Genomic DNA, 24616 nt, shown 5'->3' on the forward strand with positions numbered 1-24616 from the left:
GTATTACCGCCGTTCGCCCTTGGGATCGGGATCTCCCCTTTGCGGAACGGAGGGCAATCCGGAAGCGGCATCCTTGAGCCTCCGGATGGAGTTCCGCTCGATGGTCACGTTCATCTCCCGGCCTCGCAGCGGATGAATCGAGCGGAGATAATTGAGATCGCTCACATCCAGCTCCTGCCAGCGGTAGCGGAACAAATTCAGGTGTCCTTCCGAAACGATCACCTTCTGCTCCGACCCGCCCGAGCGCAATGTCACCTCAAAGTCCGGCGGCAAGCGGCCGAGATCATCGACAAAGTTCACTTCCGTCCTCAGAGGGCCGCCATAAAGGAGGACCAGGGCCAGCAGAAGGAACAACCAGATCGAGCGGGCCGGTCCGCGCTTGCGACCGGGCACCGGGGGAGGCAACGGCTGCCGTTGTTGCGGCAGAGGCGGCGGTTCAATGAAGGGCGGCTCGGGATTCACTCGCACCAAGGGTAATGGGTCTAGCGGCGGGCTCTCTCGGAACAATGACGGCTTTTGTCTCCTGAATCCCGCCGTGCTTCCACCCATGGCTACTTCGTTAAAAGTGTCGCGTGATCCCTTGATGAAGCATTGATGAATCGTACCACATCCGGCGCGACTTTCACGACTCCCACGAAGCGGTTCTCCGGCGTAGCCACGATCTCACCTGGCGCAGGATCCTTCTCGCTGCCAGCCAAGGCCGAGGTCATGGAGCAGGCTGCCTTGATGAACTCATCCGCACCCGCCTCGGACTCGAAGCGGATATCCCAAAGCAAATGGACATCTGCATCGCTAGTGGCGTGGAGACGGTAGCGGTCACCCACCCAGTTTCCTGCCAGCTTCGGGAACTCCTCCCCCAGCGGTTCCATCCAGAGACTCAGGCCGAGCATGCCGGCGGATTCTTCCAAGAGTACATTGCCGGGGGTCGCGGGAGGCTCCGGCGCCTTGGCAACCATACCCTCGTGCTCCGGAAAGAGATCGGCGCTGATCGTCGGAGGCTTGTGGAGGAAGGACAGGAGCTCCTCCTGATCCATCAGTCGCTCCGCCCGGGGCAGGCCGAGCACGGCGGGAAAGGTCGCGATCCCCCGTACATAAGCAGGCAGGTTCGCCATCAATTCGCGGGCGTCGGCATTCTCCTGCGCCCCGGTGAAGCCGTTGGCCAAGGCCTGGCGGGCAAGAAAGCGATTCTCGACCGCCATCGCGGCACCATGGTTCAGAGCTTCCCGCGCGATCGCAGCCTCATCTCCCGGCCATCCGGGCGGCGGCGGATTGTTCTGATGAATCAGGATGCGGCCCAAGGCGCGGATCAGGGCTGCTTGATCGGGCACCGACTTCTCATCGAAGCGATCCGTTACCCAGCCCTCTCCGGTCAGTTCATCGAACCAGGAGCGAGCACCGACCGACTTCGTGGCAGCGAGCTGCGCGGCGAAACGGTCGTCGGAATTCAGCAATCCCATCATCACCCAAGCTTGCTGCCGGGAATCAAGGCCGTGAGGCCCATATCGCGCCTCAATCGAGGCGATGATCCGGTCGCGAAGCTCTTCACCCGCGATCTTATGGACCTTCGGGTTGCTCTGGAAATTCATCTGGAGCGCTTCCTCAACAAAGCTGATCGTCGCCGGGTCCACGTGAAGTTCTCCGCCGCCTTGAGCGAGCGAGCGGAGGCTCTCGTTTTCCCGGCGCAGCATCTCGATCTCGTTTTCGAGAGCAACGATCTTGCCTTCGGCATCCTCGCCACCTGCCCGGGGAGCCGACGCGCGCCAATGCATGCCTTGGATCAAGCCGGCTGCGCCAATGGCACCACCGAGCAGCCAAGGGAGAACCTTCTCCGGACGCATGGGCTCACTTGGGGGTACCCACCCGCTTCGCACTCGGATTCACGGCACGTTCGCCCTTCGGCAACGTGGCACCCTCGAAAGGGTCGAACTCCAAGGCAGAAGGACCGAAGACTTCCTTGGCATATTTGCCCGGGATCAGGGTAAAGGCCACCGGCGCGTTCCGGTTCCCCTGGGCATCGTAGCTGTAGATGAACTTCCGCACCGGCATTTCCTGACCGGTTCGCGGATCCTTGCGCTTCACGCGGGCATCGAACATCTCCTCCTCCAGCAAAAGGCTGAAAGTGGGGCTGCCAGGACGCTTGTCGTAGCCGTAGCGGGTCTTGAAAAGGCGATTTCCCTTCCCATCGAAAATGTCGCAAGTCAGCGGATTTCCCTGCGGGCTGAGGCGGTAAACGGTCTTGGTGCGCACCACACCGCTGGCGTCCTTGAGCTCCTTTTGAATCGTCGGCACACCCGGAGTCCGGGTGAATTCCTCATAGGAGCCGTCCTTATTGCGCTTCAAGCTCGAGTAGGGACCTTTGACCTCAAGTCCCGGGACTTGGCCATAAGCGGCCGCTCCGCAGACCAGTGCGGCGACAAAAAGGTAGGACTTCAAATTCATGGCGCGGAGATTAGGGCTTGGCTCCAAAGGCGGCAAGAGGCCATTTCCCACCCGCGATGTGGTGGAAAACGACGCTTGGCCGGACCGACCTCAGCCGGAACGGACGCATTATGGGAATCCTTAATGTGACTCCAGACTCTTTTTCGGACGGGGGAAAACACGAAGGTTGCGCCGCGCTGGAGCACGCCCGCAGGATGATTGCCGAGGGGGCGCAGATCATCGACATCGGCGGCGAATCCACCCGCCCCGGAGCACCCGAAGTCACTGCGAAAGAAGAAATTGCCCGCACCCGACCGGTGATCGAGGCGCTTCGGAAGGAGTGGCAGGGCAGCATTTCCATCGATACTTCGAAGGCTGCGGTGGCCGCTGCGGCCTTGGAGGCCGGGGCAGATATCGTCAACGACGTCAGCGGGCTTACCGCAGACCCGGAAATGTCCCCCCTCTGTGCCCGAACCGGTTGCGGAGTGGTGGTGATGCACATGCAGGGCGATCCCCGGACCATGCAACTCGCCCCAAGCTATGGCGACGTGGTGGCCGAGGTTATCACGTTTTTCGAGGAGCGGATCTCGACCCTCGCCAGCGCGGGAATTGATCCGGAATGCATCTGTCTCGACCCGGGGATCGGGTTCGGAAAAACGGTGGAGCACAATCTGGCGCTACTACGTGCCCTGCCGCTATTGTCGGTCGGAGGACGCCCGGTGCTGCTGGGAGTCTCGAGAAAATCCTTCATCGGAAAAACACTCGGGAGCATGGATCTGGCAGACCGGGCTTGGCCAACGGTCGCCATCACCGCTTGGGCCCGTGACGCGGGAGCCCGTATCCACCGGGTTCACGAGGTGAAGCCGAATGTGGAGGCCCTGCGGATGACGGAGGCGATCATGCACGGTGTATGCTCGTAATCCGCCTTTCTTTCTGAATAATCCCTCGTTCCGACCGTCAAATCTAGTGCCTCAAAGACCATGAAATCGCTTTTACTCAAAGTGACCGCCCTACTGGTCGCCTTTGCCGGGACCTCCTGCATGACCACTTACGACGCCTACGGACGCCCTGTGCAAACCGTGGATCCGGGTGCCGCGGCCCTCGGAATCGCCGCCGCGGGCATCGCTGGCTACGCGATCGGCCACCACAATAGCCATCATCACTACTACGCCCCTTACTACGGGCCCTACTGCTATTGATCCGGCCGAAAGGAAATCCTCGGAAAAGTCAAAAGGGAATGACAGCCCAGCTCACGCAAGCGTAATATCGGGCGCGGCATGGCGTGGGATTTTGTCAGGGAGAATTGGAAGAACGGGATCGAGATCCTGATCCTATCGATCGCGATTTACCAGATCTACCGCGCCTTCCGGGCGACCCGGGGTGCCCGGATTCTGGTCGGTCTGGTCGTGATCCTGGTGGCAGTCACCCTGATCCTCTTCCAGTTCAAGTTCCAGGTCATCACCTGGCTGGTGACGCGGGCGGCGATCCTGCTCGTTTTCGCCCTACCGGTCATCTTCCAGCCTGAGCTCCGGAATGCCTTGGCCAAGCTCGGCAGCAGCCGGCTCTTCTCCTTCTCGAACAAGAGCCAATTGGACTTCCTCGAAATCTTCGAGGATTCGGTGGTCGCGCTGTCCAAAAAGCGGATCGGGGCTCTCTTCGCCATCGAGAGGGACATCTCGATGAAGCCCTACGAGGAAACCGGTGTCACGCTAAGTGCCGACTTTTCCCCGGAACTGGCCATGACGATCTTTTTCCCGAAGACCCCCCTCCATGACGGTGGCGTGGTGATCTCCAATAAAAAGATGTCCACGGCGGCCTGTGTTTTCCCGGTCAGCCAGAAGGAACTGAGCGACCGCTCGATCGGCCTGCGCCACCGGGCGGCAATCGGGGTCACAGAGGAAACCGATTGTGTGGCCGTGATCGTCAGCGAGGAAACGGGTGCCATTTCGATTTGCATGGAGGGGATCCTGGAGAGAAATCTGGGCGAGGAGAAATTCCGCAAGCGGATGGCCCAGATCTTCCTCTCGAACGACGACAAGAATGAAACGAGCGCTCCGAAAGAACTGGGTCCCGAAGATCGTGTCACTGCTTCTGGCGACCGCGATCTGGTTTCTGATTAGGCAGCACCTGCGGGACAGCGGGGAGCTGATCGAATCGGGCGACACGGCTCCGCCCCGGGCAATTCCCGTGCGCGAGCTGCCGGAGTAGCGGTAATCTCCTTGACCGGGGAAGAGCAGAGAGCCACGGCTGCGGCGTGAGCTATTTCGTCACTGGAACCGATACAGGTGTAGGCAAGACCCGTTTCTCTTGCCTCCTGATCGAGGCGCTTCGCGCGGAACGCCGGGACGTCGTGGGCTACAAGCCCGTCTGTTCCGGTGATCGGGATGATGCGGTGCTCCTGGCGAATGCGTCCGGCGGTCTCGAGCTGGATTCCGTGAACCCGGTGTGGCTGAAAGCTTCCGTGGCACCGCTCGTCGCGGGAATGCTCGAGAACCGGCCGGTCGATCCGGGGGTTTTGCTCGAAGGCTACCGCAGGCTCGCGGCGGAGCACGAAATGGTGATCGTGGAAGGTGCGGGCGGTTGGCGAGTACCCATCGCGGAAGGATACGACATCGCGGACTTGGCAGCGGATCTGAAATTACCGGTGATCCTGGTGGTGGGAAACCGCTTGGGAGCACTCAACCATACGGTGCTCACCGTGGATGCCATCCGCGCGCGCGGACTGGAGATCGCGGGACTGATCATCAATCAACTCGTGGATGAGCTCGATACCGCGGCCATCACCAACAAGGGTATCATCGAGCAATTGACCGGAGTGCCGATCCTCGCGGAGATCATTCACGGCCAGGATTTCCTAGACTTGGATCCTTTCCTGCCGGAGCGCTGATTCAGCGAGCTGGTCCGCATTACTCTACGGCACTCGGGAAAGGGCCGCTCCGCCTTGCGCAGCGCATTCGAGAAGGATCTCTTCCAAGCGTCCCACATCCACCGGCTTCACCAGGTGGTAGCTGAACCCGTAGCCTCGGGTTCTTTCGATGTCCTTATCCATGCCAAAGCCGGTAAGGGCGACGCCAGGAGTCTCATTCCGCAGCGCTACTGCTTTCATCACGGGTTCGGGCGTGCCATCGGGAAGTCCTAGGTCGCTGAGCAGGAGGTCGAAGTCTCTCGCCTGCGCGAAGGACAGGGCCGTGGCGACATCGAAAGCCTGGGTCACCGTGTGACCCTGCATCTCGAGCAAGAGGGTCAGGGACTCGTTGGTATCCACATGATCCTCCAGCAGGAGAATCCGTAGCTTGCGGGCTTCTTCAGGCCCGGAGTTCTTCTCGGTCTCTCCCCCTTCCGGACGTTCGGCAACCGTCGGCAGCGTGATCGTGACCGCAGTGCCATGTCCTTTGCCATCACTGGTGATGGAGATCTTTCCCCCGTGGAGATCCACCAGGGATCTGGAAATCGCCAGACCGAGGCCAAGGCCGCCTTTCTTGCCTCGCTCCGCCTGCTCGAAGGGTTGAAAGACGCGTGACAGGACCCGCGGTTCGATGCCGATACCGGTATCGCGCACGATGATCTCGACCTGATCGCCCTCGTCGTCGCGGGTCGCAATCTGCAGTCCGCCGGACTCGGTGAACTTCACCGCATTCTTTACGACATTCCAAAAGACCTGCTGCAAGCGCGCGGGATCGCCCTTTACGTAGGGCTCCTTGGCATCAAAGTCGATCTTGAGATCCAGGCCTTTCGCTTCCACATCGTCGCGGCAGATATCGAGCGCGTTCTGCAGGAGATCTTCGACATTCACCACGCGGGTTTCGAGATGGATCCTGCCCTTGCTGACCCGGGTGAGATCGAGCAGGTCATCGATCAAGCGTGCTTCAAGCTCCACATTGCGACGGATCACATCGAGGGGATGCCGCATGCTTTCGGGCAAGGCCTCGTCCCTTTGAAGCTTCACAAGATGGGTGATGACCGGGGTCAATGGAGTCCGCAGCTCATGGCTGAGCATGGCGAGGAAATGGTCCTTCGCGAGGCTCGCGGATTCGGCTTCCTCGCGCGCACGGTTGGCACGGTGATAGAGCTCGACGTTATCGAGCGAGATCGCCGCCTTGTGCGCCAGTTCGTCTGCCAACCAGAGGTCATCTTGCTCGTAGACAGCACCCTCCTTGGTATGGACCATGGTGATCGCTCCGATCACCCGGCCACGTGCGGAGAGAGGAACCGCAGCAAAGCTCGTGGCGCCAAGTGAGCGCATGAATTCGCGGTCGCGTTCGGGCACGAGGTCGGAAATCACGGCCTCATCCATCTTGTTGCACACGAAGGGACTGCCTGTCTGGAAGACCCGGAAGGCCCCGTGAAAGGTCTCTTCCGCCTTTGGATAGGGGATCTTTCTGAGCAGAGCTTCCTTCGATGGATCGAAGTGCGCCACCGCCACCTGAATGAGCCCTCCGTCGTCATCGATGCGATCGACGATGCAAAACTCTCCGAGGCGGGGGACGATGAGCCGCGCAAGATTTTCAAAGGTTTGCTGGTACTCCAGTGATCCCGCCAGGACATTGCTGGCTTGAGCCAGGAAGGCCATGCGTTCCTTCTCCGCTTCCGCAGCCTCCCGTGCCGCTTGGGCCTGCAAGAGCAAAGCATGCTCCTCAGCCTGGCGCTTCACCATTTCGGTCTTCTGGAAAAGATCCACGAAGGCGGACACCTTCGCGCGCAGGATCTCCGGCATGACCGGCGTGAGGATGTAATCGATCGCCCCCAAGGAATAGCCGCGGGTCACGTGGTTATCCGTGTCATTGACCGCGCTGATGAAGATGATGGGGGTGGTCTCGGAGCGTGGCCGCTGCCGGATCATGGCCGCGGTCTCAAAGCCATCCATCCCCGGCATGTTCACATCCAGGAGGATAACGGCGAAGTCTTGCTGCAAGAGCTTGCGCAAGGCCTCATCCCCGGACCGCGCGGTCACGAGGTTCTGGTGCAAGCCCTCCAGCATCGAATGAAGAGCCAGCAACTTGTCCGGCCGGTCATCGACCAGAAGAACATTCGCAGGCCGGGGGATCTCCTGCCGTGCTATGAGCGGAAACCCCATCATCGGTAGAGCCAGGTGCGGAGCAAGGTGAGCAGACGATCGGTATCGACCGGCTTCGAAATATAGTCCGAAGCACCGGCATCAATACACTTTTCGCGATCTCCCTTCATCGCCTTCGCAGTGAGGGCGATGATCGGGAGATCCTGGAAACCATACATTGCGCGGATGGCGCGCATGACCTCATAGCCGTCCATCTCCGGCATCATGATGTCCATCAGCACCACATCGAACTCCGAGCCATTGCGGAGGAACTCCAAGGCCGACTCGCCCTGCTCCGCGGAAACCACGTCCATGTAGTGACGTTCGAGGAGGCTCGTCATCGCGAAGATATTCCGCACGTCGTCGTCCACGATCAGCACGCGGCGACCGGCGAGGATCGAGTTCGGATCGTTCAGCCGCTGGATCACATCCCGTCCGTGCTGAGGCAGCTCCGCGACCTTGCGATGCAGCCAGAGTGCCACCTGATCGTAGAGACGCTCGGGACTGCGGACATCCTTGACGATGATGGTCTGCGTGAGCCGGTTCAGCTGGATTTCCTCGTCCTGAGACAGGCTCTTGCCCGTATACACGATGATCGGGATCTGCGGATGCCGCGTGCGGATCTGCTCGATCAATTCGAAGCCGGAAACCCCCGGCAGGAGGAGATCCACCACCACGCAATCGAACTCCATGGAGTCGAGCACCTTGATAGCCTCGGCCGCATCTCCCACCGCGGTCAGGTCGGGTGTGTCCGAGAGGAGTTCCTTGATGCTGTTACGCTGCGTCTCATCATCCTCCACCACGAGCAAGCGTCCCGACGGTATGTCGCGAAGCTGCCGGACGCGCTCGAAGACATCATCAATCGCCGCATCTTCCAGCGGCTTTCCGAGATAGCGAACGGCTCCTTGCTTGAGGGCATTCTCGGGTTCGGCATCCGCCGAGATCACGAATACGGGAATGTGCCGGGTCATGAGGTCCGACTTCAGGCGGCTGAGGACCTTCCAGCCATCCAGATCAGGAAGGCTGACATCCAAGGTGATCGCGGAAGGCTGTAGCTCCCGCACGATGGAAAGGGCCGCGTAGCCTCGCGAAACCACCACTCCCTTGAATCCCCCCGCCCGGGCCCGGGACAAGAGATGCTCGGCGAAGTCCTTGCTGTCTTCCACGATCAAAACGACCGTGTCCGTGGGCTGGATATCGGAGCGATCGTCCTGCACCCAACCGCGGTCTGCCAGCACCGGGGGAACGTGATCCCTAGTGAGTTCGCGCGGTCGCGGGGCCTCAAGAAGTGGCAAATCGGCTGGCTGCGGAAGATAAAGGGTGAAGGAGCTGCCTCTTCCCTCGCTGCTGTCCACGACAATCTCACCTCCGAGCAAGCGGGCGAGTTCGCGGCTGATCGCCAAACCCAGGCCCGTGCCGCCGTAACGGCGGCTGGTGCTTCCGTCTGCTTGCTGGAAAGCCTCGAAAATGACCATCTGCTTGTCTTCCGGGATGCCGATGCCTGTATCGGAGACCGTGACAGCGAGGACGTTTGCGGCCCCACCGAGGGAGGGATACTCCTTCAATTTCTCGGTTCTGGCGCGGGAGACATCCACCGAGACACTGCCGCGCTCCGTGAACTTCAGCGCATTCGACACCAGATTCTTCAAAATCTGATCCAGCCGGTGCTCGTCGGTGAAAACCAGCTCCGGGAGATCCGGATCGATGGAAAGGCTGAAATCGAGCCCCTTCTCCAAGGCGACATGGCGGAAGGTGCGATCCATGTTGTCCAACAAGTCATCGAGCCGGACTTCGGCGACCGAAATGGTGAAGTTGCCGGATTCGATCTTCGACAAGTCGAGGATGTCGTTGATCAAACGCAGCAGATCACGCCCGGATCCGACGATGGTCTTGGCGAACTCGACCTGCTTGGAGGTGAGGTTGCCCTCGTAGTTCGAACCGAGTTGGTCGGCGAGAATCAGAAGGCTGTTCAGCGGCGTCCGCAGTTCGTGCGACATGTTCGCGAGGAACTCGGACTTGTACTTTGAAGTCAGGGCAAGCTGCTGCGCCTTTCCTTCCAGCGCCATCCGCGCCTGTTCCACTTCGGAATTCTTCCGTTCCACCTCCTCGTTCTGCTCGGCGAGCTGGGCCGCTTTGTCCTGAAGTTCCTTGTTGGTCTTCTCCAGCTCATCCTGGCGATTCTGGAGCTCGCCCGCAAGGGACTGGGACTGCTTGAGGAGGTCCTCGGTAAGGGTATTCGCCTTGATGGTATTCAAGACGATACCGATACTTTCAGCGAGCTGGACGAGGAAGGTCTCGTGGGTCGAGTTGAAGCCTTGGAAACTGGCCAACTCGATAACCGCCTTGACCCTGCCTTCGAAGACGATGGGCAAAACGATGATATTGACCGGCGCCGCCTCTCCAAGGCCCGAGCTGATCTGAATGTAGTCGTGAGGGACATTGGTCAGCAGGATCGGCTGCTTCTCCAAGGCCGCTTGGCCCACCAGGCCTTCGCCGAGTCGATAACGATTGCTGAGGTTCTTGCGCTCGGTGAAGGCGTAGCTGGCCAGCAAGCGAAGCTCCGGATCCGGAGTATCGCTATCCATGATGTAGAAGATCCCTGTCTGAGCGGAAACCACGGGTGCCAACTCGGAAAGGATCAGCTTGCCGACGGTAAGGAGATCCTTCTGGCCCTGCAGCATGCGGGTGAACTTCGCAAGGTTCGTCTTGAGCCAGTCCTGCTCCTCGTTGCGCGAGGTCGTGTCGCGCAGGTTGCGGATCATCTCGTTGATGTTGTCCTTCACGAAGGCCACCTCGCCACGGGCGGAGACCTGGATGCTTCGAGTCAGGTCTCCCTTCGTCACCGCCGTCGCCACCTCGGCAATCGCCCGGAGCTGGGTGGTGAGATTCGCGGCAAGCTGGTTCACGTTGTCGGTGAGGTTCAGCCATGTTCCCGAGGCGCCGGGCACGTGGGCCTGGCCACCGAGCTTCCCTTCGACACCCACCTCGCGCGCCACGCTAGTGACCTGCTCGGCAAAGGTGGCGAGCGTGCCGGTCATGCTGTTGATCGTGTCAGCGAGTTCGGCGATTTCGCCTTTCGCCTCCACCATCAGCTTCTGGTTGAGGTCGCCTCGCGCAACCGCGGTCACCACCTTCGCAATGCCGCGCACCTGGTTGGTGAGGTTACCGGCCATCGAGTTCACCGAATCGGTCAGGTCCTTCCAAGTGCCCGCCACACCTTTCACTTCGGCCTGGCCACCGAGTTTTCCTTCCGTGCCCACCTCGCGCGCCACACGGGTTACTTCCGAGGCGAAGGAACTGAGCTGGTCCACCATCGTATTGATCGTGTTCTTCAGCTCCAGGATCTCGCCTTTGACATCGACGGTAATCTTCCGGGAAAGGTCGCCATTCGCCACCGCGGTCGTCACCGCCGCGATGTTTCGCACCTGGTTCGTCAGGTTGGAGGCCATGAAGTTCACCGAGTCGGTAAGGTCCTTCCACGTTCCCGAAACACCTTCCACCTGCGCCTGGCCACCGAGAGCTCCTTCCGAGCCCACCTCGCGCGCCACGCGGGTCACTTCTGAAGCGAACGAGCGAAGCTGGTCCACCATCGTATTGATCGTGTCCTTCAGCTCCAGAATCTCACCGCGGACATCCACCGTGATCTTCTTCGAAAGGTTGCCGGCCGCGACCGCCTTCGTGACGTCCGCGATGTTACGCACCTGGCCGGTCAGGTTGCCTGCCATCGAGTTCACCGATTCCGTGAGGTCCCGCCATGTGCCCGCGACGCCCTTCACATCGGCCTGACCACCAAGCTTCCCTTCCGTACCCACTTCACGGGCCACACGGGTCACTTCCGAGGCGAAGGAGCTGAGCTGGTCCACCATCGTGTTGATCGTAACCTTGAGCTCCAGGATCTCGCCCTTCACATCCACCGTGATCTTCTTCGAGAGATCGCCCTTCGCGACCGCCGTCGTCACATCGGCAATGTTACGCACTTGGTTGGTCAGGTTGCCCGCCATGAAGTTCACCGAGTCGGTGAGATCCTTCCACGTCCCCGCAACGCCTCGCACATCCGCCTGACCGCCAAGCTTCCCTTCCGTGCCCACTTCGCGCGCCACGCGCGTCACTTCCGAGGCGAAGGAGTTCAGCTGGTCCACCATCGTATTCACCGTGTCCTTCAGCTGGAGAATTTCCCCGCGCACATCCACGGTGACCTTCTTGGAAAGGTCGCCATTCGCCACCGCGGTCGTCACATCGGCAATGTTACGCACCTGGTCGGTCAGGTTACCGGCCATTGAATTCACCGATTCCGTAAGGTCCTTCCAAGTGCCCGCCACACCTTTCACATCCGCCTGGCCACCGAGTTTCCCTTCCGTGCCCACTTCGCGCGCCACCCGGGTCACTTCCGATGCGAAGGAGCTGAGCTGGTCCACCATCGTATTGATCGTGTCCTTCAGTTGGAGAATCTCCCCTTTCACATCCACCGTAATCTTCTTCGAGAGGTCACCCTTCGCGACCGCCGTCGTCACTTCGGCAATGTTACGCACCTGGTTGGTCAGGTTACCCGCCATCGAGTTCACCGAATCGGTGAGGTCCTTCCAAGTACCCGCCACGCCGCGCACTTCGGCTTGGCCACCAAGCTTTCCTTCCGTGCCCACCTCGCGCGCCACGCGCGTCACCTGATCGGCGAAGGAGCTGAGCTGGTCCACCATCGTATTGATGGTGTTTTTCATCTCCGAGATCTCGCCCTTCACATCCACCGTGATCTTCTTCGAAAGATCCCCATTCGCAATGGCGGTCGTGACGTCGGCAATGTTACGCACTTGGTCGGTCAGATTGCCCGCCATCATGTTCACATTGTCGGTCAGATCTTTCCAGGTGCCTGCCACGCCCTTCACATCCGCCTGGCCACCAAGCTTCCCTTCCGTGCCCACCTCGCGCGCCACGCGGGTCACTTCCGAGGCGAAGGCACTGAGCTGGTCCACCATCGTGTTGATCGTGTTCTTCAGCTCCAGAATCTCGCCTTTGACATCGACGGTGATCTTCCGGGAAAGGTCGCCGGTCGCCACCGCGGTCGTCACCGCCGCAATGTTACGTACTTGGTTGGTCAGGTTACCCGCCATCGAGTTTACCGACTCAGTCAGGTCCTTCCACGTGCCCGAGACACCGGACACGTTTGCCTGGCCGCCGAGTTTCCCTTCCGTGCCCACCTCCCGGGCCACGCGCGTGACTTCCGAAGCGAAGGAGTTGAGCTGGTCCACCATCGTATTGACCGTGTTCTTCAGCTCCAGGATCTCGCCCTTCACATCCACCGTAATCTTCTTGGAAAGGTCGCCATTCGCCACCGCAGTGGTCACCGCTGCGATGTTACGCACTTGAGAGGTGAGGTTACCCGCCATCGAATTCACCGAATCCGTAAGGTCCTTCCAAGTACCCGAAACGCCTTCCACCCGCGCCTGACCGCCGAGGGCTCCTTCCGTGCCCACTTCGCGGGCCACGCGAGTCACTTCCGAAGCGAAGGACCGGAGCTGACCCACCATGGTATTGACCGTGTCCTTCAGCTCTAGGAACTCGCCTTTGACATCAACGGTGATCTTCTTGGTGAGGTCACCGTTCGCCACCGCGGTGGTCACGGTCGCGATGTTACGCACCTGGGCGGTGAGGTTACCGGCCATCAGGTTCACGTTATCGGTAAGGTCCTTCCACGTCCCTGCCACCCCCTTCACCTTCGCCTGACCGCCTAGCTTCCCCTCGGTACCCACCTCGCGCGCCACACGGGTCACTTCCGAGGCGAAGGCCCCGAGCTGTTCCACCATCGTATTCACCGTGCGGGCCGTGCGCAGGAACTCTCCTTTGAGAGGCCGACCATCCATGTCGGTCGAAATGTTCTGCGAAAGATCACCCTTGGCCACGGCCCCGATCACACGGGCCACTTCGCTGGTCGGCTGGACTAGATTGCCGACGAGGCTATTGATCGAACCCACTGCCCCGCTCCAAGCGCCTTGTACATCCCCCAAGGATGCGCGCTGGTTGATGCGTCCCTCCACGCCGACCACTTCACTGATTCGCGCCAGTTCATTGGTCAGCTCCTCATTGCGACGGATAACCTCGTTGAAAGCGTCGGCCACCTTACCCTCGATGCCTTCCCAATCCTCAGGCATTCGCGCCGAGAAATCCCCCCGCTTGAAGGCGTTCAGGGAGGCATGGAGCTGGGCGAGCACCGAGTCTGAAGCCTTCTTGGAGGCCTTGGTCTCGGAGGCCGCTCCATTTACCGTGGTTGAGGAGGAGGCTTTTCTGGTGGGCATGCAGCCTTCATCTTTCGCAAAATGCATTCCATCCCTCTTCCGCAACTTGGCATCCCTCTAGCTCAGAGGAATGGCGACAGACGGGCGGGCCGCCTAGCAGACCGACCGACGAATCAAACGTGCATTTTGCGATTCCCGGGGATGCAACTTGCATTTTTACAGCGCTTGCAAAAGCGCGGAACTCCGGCGACTGCTTCATTGAATCATGGCGACAACGACCGACAGCATCCCTTGGGACGAAGTGTTAGGGAAAGCCGTACACGACATGCGCACACCATTGTCCGGTCTCAAAACCGCGATCGAGGTGCTCCGCCTTGCCCAAAACGATCCCGACAAGGTCTCCCGCGTCATCTCGATGATGGAGCGGCAGACCGCCGAGCTAACCGGGATGCTGGAACGCTTGGCGAAGGAACCTGAATCCTATCGGATCTCCTGATCCTCCAGAAGGGGCTGTCCAGCCACGAAGCCGCCCGCTTGGCCGGGACGACCTTCTTCGGGCAGAACGGTTAGACCAGCCTCGCGTTCGAAGTCCGTCGGCATGGGCTTCTCCATCTCCTCTTGGACTTCCAATGCTGCCGCCCGTGCCGGAAGCACCAGCGCTTGGCTCCACTGGACATGGACCAAGCCGGCCTTGGTGTCCGGAAGAGCGGTACCGGTGACACCGCCCTGCAACTTCCACCCGTCACCGATCAATTGGTTCACACGATCCTCGAACACTCCGAAATCATCGGAAGTGACGACGGTATATTTCGTTAGGTCCATGGGCGGTGAGTGATCATTCCTCGTCCTCGTCCAGAGGAAGTGAATCTTCATGCATGGCCGCGAGTTCCGGCGAAACAGAGGGCTCCTCAGCCTCGGTGAAATCGATGTCGTCCATCGATTCCGAGGGATCGTCGCTGGAGCGGGCACCCTCTTCATAGGCGTCTGCTACCGCGTCGCGTGTCTCGTCCTCCGCCACCTCGAGTCCCTGCTCGACGAGGGTGATATTCGGGTCCTCGTCGACATAAGGCGGCGCGGCGGAGGAACTACGGGTGGAGGGGACTGGTTTAACTGGATCAATTGGTGTCATGGCTTCGGTGCTTGGTTTATTCTCTTCTTCTCGCAATCCCCATTCCACGGGGAGACGAAGCAAATTGGGGCTTGGAACCGAGTTTTAGGGGCGAACTGCAACGGTCTTATTTGGTCACAATGCAGAATATCATGGCTTCACGCCTCGCGCCGCTTTCTTCCGCGCTCGAACGGGAAATCGTTCAATGAGGGAGAGAACCCGGCGCTCGTCAGCATTGAGGCGGGCGCTTTCATCCGCGCGACGCAGCCGCGGAGGTTTGGAATTCATCACGCGGTGGAGTTCACCGCCTCGGAACGCCTTCAGAATCCCGGGATGCACGTAATACTTCCGGCAAGTGGCGACGGTATGATTGAGGGCTTCTGCCGTATAGCGAATCGCGGCTACCTCCGCTCGTTTGAGGGCGGCTTGGCTTTCCTCCGGCGGAAGCTTTCCTAATTCACGCGCACACAGAAGCGTTGCCCGCCAGGTTCGGAATTGTTTCGCCGTGAAATCCCCATCCGAGACCTCCTTCAGCCAGGCATTCACATCTGCCGTCTCGACCGGGCGCAATTCACCCGCTGCATCCTCCCATTGGAACAAATGCTGGCCGGGAAGATCCTGTAGTTCGGAAATGAGCGATACGAGCTTGGCATCGGCCACATCCGCCCGGTGCTCCTTGCCAGACTTTCCTTTGAACCGGATCACCCATTGGCCGTCCTCTTCGAAAAGATGCCGAGAAAGCAGGGATGAAAGCCCGAAGCTCTTGTTCTCCTTCACGTAACGGCGGTTACCGACGCGAAAACCGGTCGCATCAAGCAGCGCGACGATCCCGGCAATGATCCGGTCCTTGTCCAACTCGTCTCCCGACAAGGCTGCACGAACTCTCCTCCTGATGCGCGGAAGAGCCATCGCAAAAGCCGGCAGGACCTCGAACTTCCGATCCGCCGCCAAGAGATGCCAATCGGGATGATAGCGATACTGCTTCCTGCCACGTTGATCGATGCCAGTCGCTTGCAGGTGGCCGTTCGCCCGGATGCTCACCCACACCGATTCGTAGGCAGGCGGGATCACAAGCGAGGCAATGCGACTGCGTTCCGATCGGTCACGAAGCGTCACCCCCTCAGGAGTGAGATACCTGAAGCCCTTCCCGCTCCGCTGGCGGTGATAGCCCGGCATTCCGTCGTGCGTGAACACCAGATGGCGCAGGCGGAGTTCCTCGAGGCGAATCAGGTTCTCGACCATGGTGGAGGAAGGATTCAGGAGAAACGGGCCATCTCGAGTTCCATGAGATTGGCTTTGATAAGCGGGAGCAGGCGGTTTCTCAATTCATCACGGAGATAGCGAGGCAGCCGCGGATCGGAGATGGCGCGGGCATAAGCTTCAGCCAGCTGGTTTTCCCCTGCTTCCAAGGCCATGAGCGCAGCTCCCTCGCCGAAGACGATGGAGGTTCCTCCCACGGCACCGGAGAAGCGGTCAACGCCAAGCTCCGGTTCCGATGATGATCCCACCTGATCAGCGAGGAAATCGAGGTTGCCATCGTGGGCGGAGCGGATCGAAAGCAGGATGGCCTGCAATGGATCACCGTAAAACTCCAGCGCCTCGGTGTAGGTTTCGAATGCGCCCCGTTCCATGGCGAGCAATTCGCGACAGGTTTCCAAGAGAGGGGTTTGTTCCAGAGTTTCCATTCCTATCTTTCATCAGGAGTCGCGCCAACACGGAAGATGCTGAACATCTGAACCTTGCTCGCTTCAGCCCTGGGAGCGCATTGCATAAATCCCCTGCGGGCGGTCGACTCTTGCATGGCACGGTGCCTGCGAAAGCAACGGCACCATGAAAACATGCGAATGCTGCGGAAACGCCTACGACAAGTGCTTCGACGTGACGATGAACGGGAAGACCCACAGTTTCGATTCATTCGAATGTGCAATCCAGACCCTTGCTCCCAAATGCGCTCATTGCGGATGTCGCATCATGGGACATGGCGTGGAAGGAGAGCGCGATGACATGTACTGTTGCGCCCATTGCGCGCGCGCTTCGGGAGTGGAAGGCGTGGTCGACAATGCGGCGGCAGTCGCGTGAGAGGCCGCCTCTACAGCGAGGCAAACTCAGCCAGCAGCGCCTTCGGGACGGACTGGGAAATGATATTCAGCCAACTCGCCGGAGTTTCCGCCGGTTCACGAATGGTGAAACCTTGGGCCTCCAAGCCCGGAAGTTGATCCCACTCCAGCGGCATGGAAACCGCGGCCCCTGGTCGGGCGCGCAAAGCCCATGGCGCGATGCAAGTGGCACCGCGGCCATTGCGGAGCCAGTCGATGTAGATCTTCCCGCCGCGCTTCTTGAAGCTGGAGGTGATCGTGAAGCGCTGGGGATTCTGTTCCGCGACGGAGGCAGCCACCCCTTTCGCAAAAGATTTCATGACTTCCCAAGAGTGCTGGCGCTTGAGGTGGAGCACCACGTGAAGTCCCTTGCCGCCTGAAGTTTTCACCAAGGTCTGGAGACCGCGCGCCTCAAGAACGTCCCGCAGGAGAAAAGCGGCGCCCAGCACCTCTTTCCAAGGCACCGACTTGTCGGGATCGAGATCCCAGATGATCTGATCAGGCTTGTCGGGCTTCGCTAAAGACGCACCCCAAGGGTGGATCTCGATCACTCCGAATTGCACAAGGGAAATGAGGCCCTTCAAGTTCTTGATGGAGATCACCTCGGTTCCATCGTCCAGCGTGCTCATCTTCACGTGCGGCGGAACATGCGCCTTGAAGCTCTTTTGGAAGAACATGTCACTGCCGATCCCGTCGGGAGCCCTCAGAAGGGCAAGCGGCCGGTCCTTCAAATGCGGCAAGATGAGTTCCCCCACCCGCTCGTAGTAGCGCGCGACCTCCAGCTTGGTGATCGAGTCGTCGGAATAAACGACGCGCTCGGGATGCGTGATCTCGATCCCGGCAACGGTAACTCCCTTGCCCTTGGCGGATGCTTTTTCCACGGCATCAAGATGGACGTCGCTTGCCGGTTTGTCTTCCCGCAATGAGAGGAAACTTCCCTGGCGGATTGAACCCTCATGGGTCAACTCAGCGAATTCGATCTCGGCCACAAGGTCCGGCTTGATCCACGTCACGCCCTTTTCCCCGGGAAAAGGACCGCGCGGCATCTTCCGCGAGGCCATCTGCTTGAGGAGCGAGCGCCGCGACTCGTCGGAGAATCCAGTGCCCACCTTGCCTCTCGGGATCAGCTTCCCATTCTCATAGGATGCCAACACCAGGGCCCCGAAGGCGGGACAAGAATTTCGAGGCTCCGTGTAGCCACAGATGACGAACTCCTGGCGGGGACGGCATTTCGACTTCGTCCAATCCTTCCGGCTCTCCGGGACATATCGCCCGCTTGCCCGTTTGCTGATGATCCCTTCGAGCCCCAGCTTGCACGCTTGGAGGAAAAGATCGGCACCGCTGTCGGCGGGCCAAACCTTGGAGCGGCGCAACGGCCCTTGCTCCTCGGGAAGCAACTTCGCCAAGTACTTCACGCGCTCCACAAGGGGCAACTCTTTCAAATTCCTTCCATCCAAGTTCAAAAGATCGAAAGCAACGAAGGTGATGGCCCTGCCCTTCCCCGACTTCAATGCCTCCTGAAGTGCACTGAAACTCGAGTGACCCTTGGAATTGAAGACCACCGCCTCTCCATCCATCACGAAATCCCCCCCCTTCAGCTTCTCCAGGCGGCTCGCGACATCCGCGAAACGATCCGTCCAATCCAGTTGCTTCCGCGTGTAGAGCTTTACCTCACCTTTCTTCCTCACGGCGATCAAGCGGTAGCCATCAAGCTTGATCTCGTGAACCCATTCCTTGCCTTCCGGCACCGTTGGCACCGGTCGGGAAAGCTGCGGGAGGACAAACGCCACGGCTTCCGCGGTGGGTTCGACCGGCGTTCCGGTAGGATGCGTCTCCGGATCCAGCTTTCGCAGCAGCCAATTTGGCTCTGCACTCATTCTTGCGAGAAGATAGGGCCCCTCCAATCTTTTGCCGCGGAGGATAAACTTCAACTTGCCCTTCTCGTAGGCTTTACGCCAATCGCGGTCGAGCGGTTCCCAGGTTCCACTATCCCAGATGTCGACGGTTCCCGCTCCGTAGTTCCCTTTGGGAATCACGCCGTGAAACGAAGCATAGCTTACCGGGTGATCTTCCACGTGAACCGCCAGACGCTTGGCATGGATGTCTTCGGGAATGCCTTTCGGCACTGCCCAGCTGGCAAGCACTCCATTCATCTCCAGACGGAAATCAAAGTGATGATGGCTGGCATCATGTTCCTGCACGACGAAGATCCGCCCCTCCTTCTTGCCCCGACCCGCGGCAGGCTCCGGGGTCGCCTTGAAGTTCCGCTTCTTGCGGTACGGCTCAAGCTGAGCGGGCTTTCTTGCGGGCTGTTTTTTTGCTGGCGGCTTTCTTGGCATGTTTCGCGGCTTTCTTGGCCGCCTTCTTCGCGGCCGGTTGCTTGCCCTTGGATTTCTTCTGGCCCACGCTGCGTTCGAGGTAGTCGGCAAGATCAACAATCTTTCCTTTCGGCGAGCTCTCCTGCTCATCGGAGCTCTTCACATCGTCCACGGTCTCACCGGTGCTGATCTTCTTCTCGATGTAATCCATCAGCGTCTTCCGATACTCGTCGTGGAACTCCTCAGGGTCCCACTTGGTGGTCATCTCATCGATAAGGCGCTCGGCTAGGTCCAGCTCCCGCTTCACCGGGTACCACTCCTTGTCCTTCGAGGATGGCAATTCGAGCTTCGCCGAAGCTTTGATCTCCTGCGGAAAGCGGAGGAGCATCAGTACCAGCACGTCATACCTCACGAACATCGCGGAAAGATACTCCCGCGTGCGAATCACCACGCGGGAAATGCCGGCCTTCCCCGACTTCCGCATCGCCTCACGCAGCAATGCATAGGCTTTCCGCCCGCGCTTCTCGGGTTCGAGATAGTAAGGCTTGTCGAAGAGCAAGGGATCGATGTCTTCCAAGGCGACGAATTCCGAGATCTCAATCATCTTCGTGAGCTTCGGCTCGACGGCTGCAAGTTCTTCCTCCGAAAGCAGGATAAACTGGCCCTCCTCGTATTCGTAGCCTTTCACCATCCGGTCCCACGGAACCTCCTCGCCGGAGTCTGCATTCACCCGCTCGTATCGTATCCGCGCGTGATTCTTGCTATCCACCATGTGGAGCTGCACATCGGGACGCTGTTCCGCGCCGGTGAGAGAGACCGGGATATTCACCAAGCCGAAGGCGATGGACCCTTTCCAGATGGAACGTGCCATAGACATTCGCTTTCGCAGTGCGCGTGCCGATAAGCTTATCCGCTAAAATCCCGGGAATTCGCGACCTGCTCCGTTTGCAAATTGCCCTTTCTCGCCGCCTCGCATCGCGAAATGCAAAAAGGCCCCGCAGCGCATGGGCATTTTCTGACCCTTGCGAACGGGACCTCCTCACTTGGCGGCTTCAGTCCTCAACGGCGATCTTCACCGAAGGGATTTGAACGGAATCTACCACTCGATAGTTCTCGTCAACTGCCACCACGTTCCCTCCTGCCACGTAGTAATGGACCTTCTCGATCCTGGGCAGAACCGCCACCAGCTTCGGGGGGGCAGCGATCAGATAAGGTCTCTCCTCTTCCTTAACCACGACACCTGGAGCGATGCGGGTAGTGCGCCAAACTTTCGGCACCCGTTTGATGTCGACCGTTCCCACAAGATCCGGCGGGAGGCCGTAGAGTTCGCTCTTGTAGGGATCGAAGTATTTCACGACATGCGTTTGAGCCTCCGGATTGAAGCTATGGGTCGTCACGGTCCTTTTCTCGGTCACACTCCCGTCGGGGTTCTCGATGACTTCGGTTTTCTCGACGGTCCGTTCCACCTGCGCGAGAAGAGGGAAGGTCACAAGCGCCGCGAGGCTGAAGGCTGTTGCGATGGTTTTCATGGTTCGTTGCTTTCGGTTCACGGTGCCGCGTTTCGGTTCGGCAACCATCCCGCCAATTCGCAATGACCATACCAATCGATTGCACGCTCTGGATACTTCGCTGACATTGTCGCGATGAAACAACTGCTTATCGCCTCCTTTTATGGCCTTGTTATTCTCTTCGCTTCTTCCTGTGCCCCAATGATCGAGAACGGCAAGGACCACCGGCATGACCCGCGATTCAAGAAAGATAAAGAGGAGAAACATCAACAAGCTTGAGCCGGTTTTTCCGGCGGACATCCGGCGACCCAAAAGTGCATCCCGCACGCTGGAGATAGTAGTTTTGCGCGGCAGCATCTCCGCCAAATGCGGTTCGTGGAATGCTAGGAGATCTCCATGAACCGGACTAAGCCTTCTGTCGACACACCTCCGAAAGCCTCGCTTTCGAAATTGAAGAAGGAAGCGATCCATTGCCGCAATTGCCCCCTTTGGAAGAACGCGACCCAAACCGTATTCGGTGAAGGGCCGGCGAAGGCACGAATCATCATCGTCGGAGAACAACCCGGGGATCAGGAAGACTTGGCTGGACGTCCCTTCGTAGGTCCGGCCGGACGCTTGCTCGACAAGGCGCTTGCGGAGGCGGGACTCGATCGCTCGAAGACATGGGTCACCAATGCCGTAAAGCATTTCAAGTGGAAGCCCCGGGGAAAGATCCGTCTCCACCAGAAGCCTTCCGCGGGTGAAATCTCCGCCTGCAAGCCTTGGCTGCTCGGCGAACTTCGCGCCATCCATCCCGAAGTGCTGGTCATCATGGGAGCCACGGCGGCTCGCTCTCTATTAGGAAATAAAATCCGGGTAACGGTGGACCGGGGCTTGATCGAAGCGCCGGAAATTGCTCCGCAGGTGGTGCTTACCATTCATCCATCATCCCTCCTGCGCATTCGCGGGTCAGATGAAGAGCGGGCCGCGGCCTACGACGCTTTTGTCCGGGACTTGCGCTTGGCTTCCGGACGCCCGGGGGGTGGCTCCTCATAGCGGGGATCCATTCCCAGACGTCGCGCCAGAGCCATGGCATCAAAAGGCGCGTGGACCTTCACGTCATTGTCAAAGTAGGCGAACACATCACGCCCGGACTTCGTGGGCGCCGGTGCAGGGGTAATCCGCTTGGTGCCGCGGGGCGATCCACCCTTCGCCCATCGGCTGATTTTCTTCTCCCAGTTGTCCAACGCGGATGGCGAGTAACCGCTTGTGTAGAGTTCCTCGTCCCCGTGAAGGCGTAGATAGATGAAATCCGAAGTCACATCTTCCATGAAGGGCCATTTGCCAGCGGTGTCGGCAACCACCAGCGCCACATCGTGTTCCCGGAGTAGCGATACGAACTCCTCGCATTGGAACGAGAAGTGCCGGACCTCCATCGCGTGCCTCACCGGACCATCCGCCCGCGGCTTCAATGCCGCTTTCCCCGGCAGCCGGCCTTCATGCCGGCGAGCCAGTTTCGCCATTCCATCCATATCCCGCGGCAGGAGTGAAAAGAACTCATCTAACAGCGCAGGATCGAATTTGAAACTCGGCGGAAACTGCCAGAGCACCGGCCCCAGCTTCCGCCCTAGTTCAAGAAGTCCGGAGGCGAAGAAATTCGCCATCGGCTTCTTCACCTCCCGCAGCCTGCGGATGTGGGTGATGAAACGGTTAGCCTTGACCGAGAAGACGAAATCGTCCGGCACTTCACCCGACCACTTGTGAAAACTCGTCGCCCGCTGGAGCGAGTAGAATGTCCCGTTGATCTCGATCGTCCGCAGGGCCCGCGAGGCATAGGCGAGTTCCGAACGATGCGGAAGATCATCCGGGTAAAAGACCCCGCGCCAAGGCGGATAGGTCCAGCCCGAGATGCCGATGCGGATTTTCCCGGCCATCCTCCACTATCCGCGGAATCCAGGCCGCTGTCCAACAGCCGTGCCCTTCTCCCGGTAATGATTCTCCCGCTGGCAGTTGAAAGTCCCTGTCGCGACGTGCGATCAATGGGGATCCAATGACGATCAAGAGCTTCCTATCGATGGCATTTTCTACAGGGCCATTGTCCAATTTCAACTCGTCGGCACCCGAGACCCACCTGTTATTTTTCCTATTTTTAGCAGGCGGAACAGGGAATGGCAGTGGACCCATCTTCCCAAGCGCTCCCTGCTGAAGTAGATCACCCCCGTAGGTCACCTTTGACATGGTTCCTCTCACTTCTCGACAAAGTCCTTTCGATTCCCCAAGATGAGTTAGCTGTGGAGAAGGCATGACCTATCTCCTTGTCGCGAACAGCTCTCCCATGAACGCGGTCGAAGTTCTTTGGCTATTGGTAATTGGTGCCTGCTTGATGTTGGCATTGGTGCAAGTGTTAGCTCCGGCGAGGAACCGGGCCTGCTTGTGGGTGGCCCTGCTGGCTATTTCACTCGCGGGCATCGGTGCCGGGGAACTCGCCGCGATGCTGGCAACCACACCCCAAGCGTATGCTGAAGCACTCCACTGGATGCAGATCCCCGTTTACACAGCCTGCGTTTCCATCGTCGGCTACGTTCAATGGTTCCTCGGTGGCGGCAGGACTTGGCTGGGCCATCTGGTATTGGCACTCAGCGCGCTCTGCTTGGCTTTCAACCTTCTCACCGGTCTGGGTCAGAATCCTTCCGGGATCTCCGCGCTGCGGGAAATTCACTTCCTCGGGCAGGACGTAGCAGTGGCGGAGATGGTGTCCGGTCCGCGAGCGTGGCTGGCAGGGACAGCACTCCTGCTGCTGGCCGCCTTCCTGAGCGACGCGGCTTGGAGGCTGTGGCGAAAGGAGGAGCGGTTGCACGCACTGGCCCTGGGAGGATGTGCACTGCTGTTCATCGCTTTTTCCCCTCTCCAAGCTGCTCTTCTCCCGGCCGGGAAGACCGCAATGCCCTATCTCATCGGCTTCCCTTTTGGTGCCTCCCTTACTGTCATTGCCTACGAGGGACGCCGGAGGATGTCCGGGGCTCGCCCCGCGGAAGGCCCCGGGCACCGGAACGAGAATGAGGCGGACCCTGCCTCCGGCTCCGGAGAGTTTGCCCGGGTTACCCTGGTGAGTACCCTGAACGAATTCTCCGGCTCCTTGGCCCACGAGCTCAATCAGCCTCTGGCCATCATCCTTGCCAACGCTCAGGCAGCCCAGCGGCTCCTCACCCAGTCACCGCCGGACCTCAATGAGGTGAAGGAAATCCTTTCCGATATCGTGGATGAGGATCGACGGGCCGGAGATGTAATCCAACGGCTGCGGGCGCTGCTCAAGCGGGAGGAGACCAAGATGGAGCCGCTCAACCTCAACGAGCTGGTGATAGAGGTGCTACATCGCACTCATCGGGAACTCAGCGGGCACGGGATCAAGGCCAGCCGATGCCTCGACGGGAAGCTCCCGGAGGCGAAGGGGGACCGCGTTCAGCTCCAGCAGGTGCTCCTCAATTTGATCACCAATGCCGCGGAAGCCATGATCCGTCAGCCTCAGGAAATGCGGCGTCTGGACGTATCTACTTCCACCAAACACGACAGCGTCTGGCTGACCATTCGCGACCAAGGCACCGGTCTCCCGGAGAAGATCGAGCAGATCTTCATCCCCTTCCACACGACCAAAGCGGAAGGACTGGGCATGGGTCTGGCGATCTCACGATCGATCATGACCGCCCATGGCGGGCACTTGCGGGCGAGCTCAAATCCCGATGGGGGAGCAATCTTCGAACTCGAGCTTCCCGCTTTGCTCGCCGAGCCGCAAATTCGGACATCTCCCGTCGTCACGCGACACGGGAAGATTCCTATTCATTAACAAACACGTTTCTCAGATCATGGGGCTTCTCGAAGCGATATAGCACCAAAGTGCAGTTCACAAAATTT

At 59.5% G+C, this 24616-nt stretch carries 21 protein-coding genes; 8 read left to right on the forward strand and 13 right to left on the reverse strand.

Annotation, left to right across the window (positions count from 1 at the left end):
* Positions 1-3: 3 nt before the first annotated feature.
* The 3 genes from HHL09_RS07615 to HHL09_RS07625 form a co-directional block, all read right to left on the reverse strand.
* Positions 4-393 (reverse strand): hypothetical protein, encoded by a 390-nt coding sequence (locus HHL09_RS07615; RefSeq protein ID WP_169453969.1) that lies wholly within the window; start codon positions 391-393, stop codon positions 4-6.
* Between the two features lie 158 nt (positions 394-551).
* Positions 552-1838: a hypothetical protein gene (locus tag HHL09_RS07620; protein ID WP_169453970.1), complete on the reverse strand. Its 1287-nt coding sequence runs from the start codon at positions 1836-1838 to the stop codon at positions 552-554.
* A gap of 4 nt (positions 1839-1842) precedes the next feature.
* Complete coding sequence (locus HHL09_RS07625; RefSeq protein WP_169453971.1) at positions 1843-2439, reverse strand: hypothetical protein; 597 nt, start codon at positions 2437-2439, stop codon at positions 1843-1845.
* Positions 2440-2549: 110 nt separating this feature from the next.
* On the opposite strand from HHL09_RS07625, the gene folP reads away from it, so the two are divergent.
* The 4 genes from folP to bioD all read left to right on the forward strand — a co-directional run bounded on the left by folP (position 2550) and on the right by bioD (position 5305).
* Positions 2550-3338, forward strand: a complete 789-nt coding sequence (gene folP / locus HHL09_RS07630; RefSeq protein ID WP_277349180.1) for a dihydropteroate synthase — start codon at positions 2550-2552, stop codon at positions 3336-3338.
* Between the two features lie 60 nt (positions 3339-3398).
* Positions 3399-3617, forward strand: coding sequence for a hypothetical protein (locus tag HHL09_RS07635; RefSeq protein WP_169453973.1), 219 nt, complete (start codon positions 3399-3401; stop codon positions 3615-3617).
* A gap of 78 nt (positions 3618-3695) precedes the next feature.
* Positions 3696-4538, forward strand: a complete 843-nt coding sequence (gene cdaA, locus HHL09_RS07640) for a diadenylate cyclase CdaA (RefSeq protein WP_169453974.1) — start codon at positions 3696-3698, stop codon at positions 4536-4538.
* Between the two features lie 134 nt (positions 4539-4672).
* On the forward strand, positions 4673-5305 hold the full coding sequence (gene bioD / locus HHL09_RS07645) for a dethiobiotin synthase (protein ID WP_169453975.1): 633 nt from the start codon (positions 4673-4675) through the stop codon (positions 5303-5305).
* Positions 5306-5329: 24 nt separating this feature from the next.
* On the opposite strand, the gene HHL09_RS07650 is transcribed toward bioD, so the two are convergent.
* Both HHL09_RS07650 and HHL09_RS07655 read right to left on the reverse strand, forming a co-directional pair.
* Positions 5330-7495 (reverse strand): response regulator, encoded by a 2166-nt coding sequence (locus HHL09_RS07650; protein WP_169453976.1) that lies wholly within the window; start codon positions 7493-7495, stop codon positions 5330-5332.
* Positions 7492-13758 carry a HAMP domain-containing protein gene (locus HHL09_RS07655; RefSeq protein ID WP_169453977.1) on the reverse strand — a complete coding sequence of 2089 codons (6267 nt, stop codon included), beginning with the start codon at positions 13756-13758 and terminating at the stop codon, positions 7492-7494. Before HHL09_RS07655 ends, HHL09_RS07650 begins: the two co-directional genes overlap by 4 nt.
* 205 nt (positions 13759-13963) lie before the next feature.
* On the opposite strand from HHL09_RS07655, the gene HHL09_RS07660 reads away from it, so the two are divergent.
* Positions 13964-14194, forward strand: a complete 231-nt coding sequence (locus tag HHL09_RS07660) for a histidine kinase dimerization/phospho-acceptor domain-containing protein (RefSeq protein WP_169453978.1) — start codon at positions 13964-13966, stop codon at positions 14192-14194.
* Here HHL09_RS07660 and HHL09_RS07665 read toward each other — a convergent pair.
* The 4 genes from HHL09_RS07665 to HHL09_RS07680 form a co-directional block, all read right to left on the reverse strand.
* Complete coding sequence (locus tag HHL09_RS07665) at positions 14179-14520, reverse strand: DUF1737 domain-containing protein (protein ID WP_169453979.1); 342 nt, start codon at positions 14518-14520, stop codon at positions 14179-14181. The two genes, HHL09_RS07660 and HHL09_RS07665, sit on opposite strands and share 16 nt — an antisense overlap.
* Positions 14521-14533: 13 nt before the next feature.
* Positions 14534-14827 (reverse strand): hypothetical protein, encoded by a 294-nt coding sequence (locus tag HHL09_RS07670; RefSeq protein WP_169453980.1) that lies wholly within the window; start codon positions 14825-14827, stop codon positions 14534-14536.
* A 129-nt stretch (positions 14828-14956) separates the two neighbouring features.
* Positions 14957-16048 (reverse strand): DNA topoisomerase IB, encoded by a 1092-nt coding sequence (locus HHL09_RS07675; protein WP_169453981.1) that lies wholly within the window; start codon positions 16046-16048, stop codon positions 14957-14959.
* A 14-nt stretch (positions 16049-16062) separates the two neighbouring features.
* Positions 16063-16437 (reverse strand): hypothetical protein, encoded by a 375-nt coding sequence (locus HHL09_RS07680; protein WP_169453982.1) that lies wholly within the window; start codon positions 16435-16437, stop codon positions 16063-16065.
* A gap of 199 nt (positions 16438-16636) precedes the next feature.
* On the opposite strand from HHL09_RS07680, the gene HHL09_RS07685 reads away from it, so the two are divergent.
* A complete protein-coding gene (locus HHL09_RS07685; protein WP_169453983.1) occupies positions 16637-16885 on the forward strand; it encodes a metallothionein in 249 nt (82 codons plus the stop codon).
* A gap of 10 nt (positions 16886-16895) precedes the next feature.
* Here HHL09_RS07685 and ligD read toward each other — a convergent pair whose 3' ends face one another.
* The 3 genes from ligD to HHL09_RS07700 form a co-directional block, all read right to left on the reverse strand.
* The gene (gene ligD, locus HHL09_RS07690) at positions 16896-19241 is read right to left on the reverse strand and encodes a DNA ligase D (RefSeq protein ID WP_169453984.1); all 2346 of its coding nucleotides are present in this window, start codon (positions 19239-19241) and stop codon (positions 16896-16898) included.
* Positions 19186-20091, reverse strand: coding sequence for a non-homologous end joining protein Ku (gene ku / locus HHL09_RS07695; protein WP_169453985.1), 906 nt, complete (start codon positions 20089-20091; stop codon positions 19186-19188). Before ku ends, ligD begins: the two co-directional genes overlap by 56 nt.
* A gap of 181 nt (positions 20092-20272) precedes the next feature.
* Positions 20273-21085: a hypothetical protein gene (locus tag HHL09_RS07700; RefSeq protein WP_169453986.1), complete on the reverse strand. Its 813-nt coding sequence runs from the start codon at positions 21083-21085 to the stop codon at positions 20273-20275.
* Between the two features lie 39 nt (positions 21086-21124).
* Here HHL09_RS07700 and HHL09_RS07705 point away from each other — a divergent pair, with 39 nt between their 5' ends.
* Positions 21125-21763: a UdgX family uracil-DNA binding protein gene (locus HHL09_RS07705; RefSeq protein ID WP_169453987.1), complete on the forward strand. Its 639-nt coding sequence runs from the start codon at positions 21125-21127 to the stop codon at positions 21761-21763.
* Here the strand turns inward: HHL09_RS07705 and HHL09_RS07710 are convergent.
* Positions 21700-22641: a DUF72 domain-containing protein gene (locus HHL09_RS07710; RefSeq protein WP_169453988.1), complete on the reverse strand. Its 942-nt coding sequence runs from the start codon at positions 22639-22641 to the stop codon at positions 21700-21702. The genes HHL09_RS07705 and HHL09_RS07710 overlap by 64 nt on opposite strands.
* Before the next feature lie 368 nt (positions 22642-23009).
* On the opposite strand from HHL09_RS07710, the gene HHL09_RS07715 reads away from it, so the two are divergent.
* On the forward strand, positions 23010-24548 hold the full coding sequence (locus tag HHL09_RS07715) for a sensor histidine kinase (protein ID WP_169453989.1): 1539 nt from the start codon (positions 23010-23012) through the stop codon (positions 24546-24548).
* Positions 24549-24616 lie beyond the last annotated feature (68 nt).

The sequence above is a fragment of the Luteolibacter luteus genome (assembly GCF_012913485.1).
In the GTDB taxonomy this organism is placed as follows: Bacteria; Verrucomicrobiota; Verrucomicrobiia; order Verrucomicrobiales; family Akkermansiaceae; genus Haloferula; species Haloferula lutea.

Coding starts and splice junctions, on each gene's coding strand:
- ligD (WP_169453984.1), bottom strand. CDS start 19,241: ATGCCAAGAAAGCCGCCAGCAAAAAAACAGCCCGCAAGAAAGCCCGCT.
- HHL09_RS07635 (WP_169453973.1), top strand. CDS start 3,399: ATGAAATCGCTTTTACTCAAAGTGACCGCCCTACTGGTCGCCTTTGCC.
- HHL09_RS07700 (WP_169453986.1), bottom strand. CDS start 21,085: ATGCTGCCGCGCAAAACTACTATCTCCAGCGTGCGGGATGCACTTTTG.
- HHL09_RS07705 (WP_169453987.1), top strand. CDS start 21,125: ATGAACCGGACTAAGCCTTCTGTCGACACACCTCCGAAAGCCTCGCTT.
- folP (WP_277349180.1), top strand. CDS start 2,550: ATGGGAATCCTTAATGTGACTCCAGACTCTTTTTCGGACGGGGGAAAA.
- cdaA (WP_169453974.1), top strand. CDS start 3,696: ATGGCGTGGGATTTTGTCAGGGAGAATTGGAAGAACGGGATCGAGATC.
- HHL09_RS07680 (WP_169453982.1), bottom strand. CDS start 16,437: ATGGAACGGGGCGCATTCGAAACCTACACCGAGGCGCTGGAGTTTTAC.
- HHL09_RS07675 (WP_169453981.1), bottom strand. CDS start 16,048: ATGGTCGAGAACCTGATTCGCCTCGAGGAACTCCGCCTGCGCCATCTG.
- HHL09_RS07620 (WP_169453970.1), bottom strand. CDS start 1,838: ATGCGTCCGGAGAAGGTTCTCCCTTGGCTGCTCGGTGGTGCCATTGGC.
- HHL09_RS07715 (WP_169453989.1), top strand. CDS start 23,010: ATGACCTATCTCCTTGTCGCGAACAGCTCTCCCATGAACGCGGTCGAA.
- HHL09_RS07670 (WP_169453980.1), bottom strand. CDS start 14,827: ATGACACCAATTGATCCAGTTAAACCAGTCCCCTCCACCCGTAGTTCC.
- HHL09_RS07685 (WP_169453983.1), top strand. CDS start 16,637: ATGAAAACATGCGAATGCTGCGGAAACGCCTACGACAAGTGCTTCGAC.
- ku (WP_169453985.1), bottom strand. CDS start 20,091: ATGGCACGTTCCATCTGGAAAGGGTCCATCGCCTTCGGCTTGGTGAAT.
- HHL09_RS07625 (WP_169453971.1), bottom strand. CDS start 2,439: ATGAATTTGAAGTCCTACCTTTTTGTCGCCGCACTGGTCTGCGGAGCG.
- HHL09_RS07650 (WP_169453976.1), bottom strand. CDS start 7,495: ATGATGGGGTTTCCGCTCATAGCACGGCAGGAGATCCCCCGGCCTGCG.
- HHL09_RS07665 (WP_169453979.1), bottom strand. CDS start 14,520: ATGGACCTAACGAAATATACCGTCGTCACTTCCGATGATTTCGGAGTG.
- HHL09_RS07710 (WP_169453988.1), bottom strand. CDS start 22,641: ATGGCCGGGAAAATCCGCATCGGCATCTCGGGCTGGACCTATCCGCCT.
- HHL09_RS07655 (WP_169453977.1), bottom strand. CDS start 13,758: ATGCCCACCAGAAAAGCCTCCTCCTCAACCACGGTAAATGGAGCGGCC.
- HHL09_RS07660 (WP_169453978.1), top strand. CDS start 13,964: ATGGCGACAACGACCGACAGCATCCCTTGGGACGAAGTGTTAGGGAAA.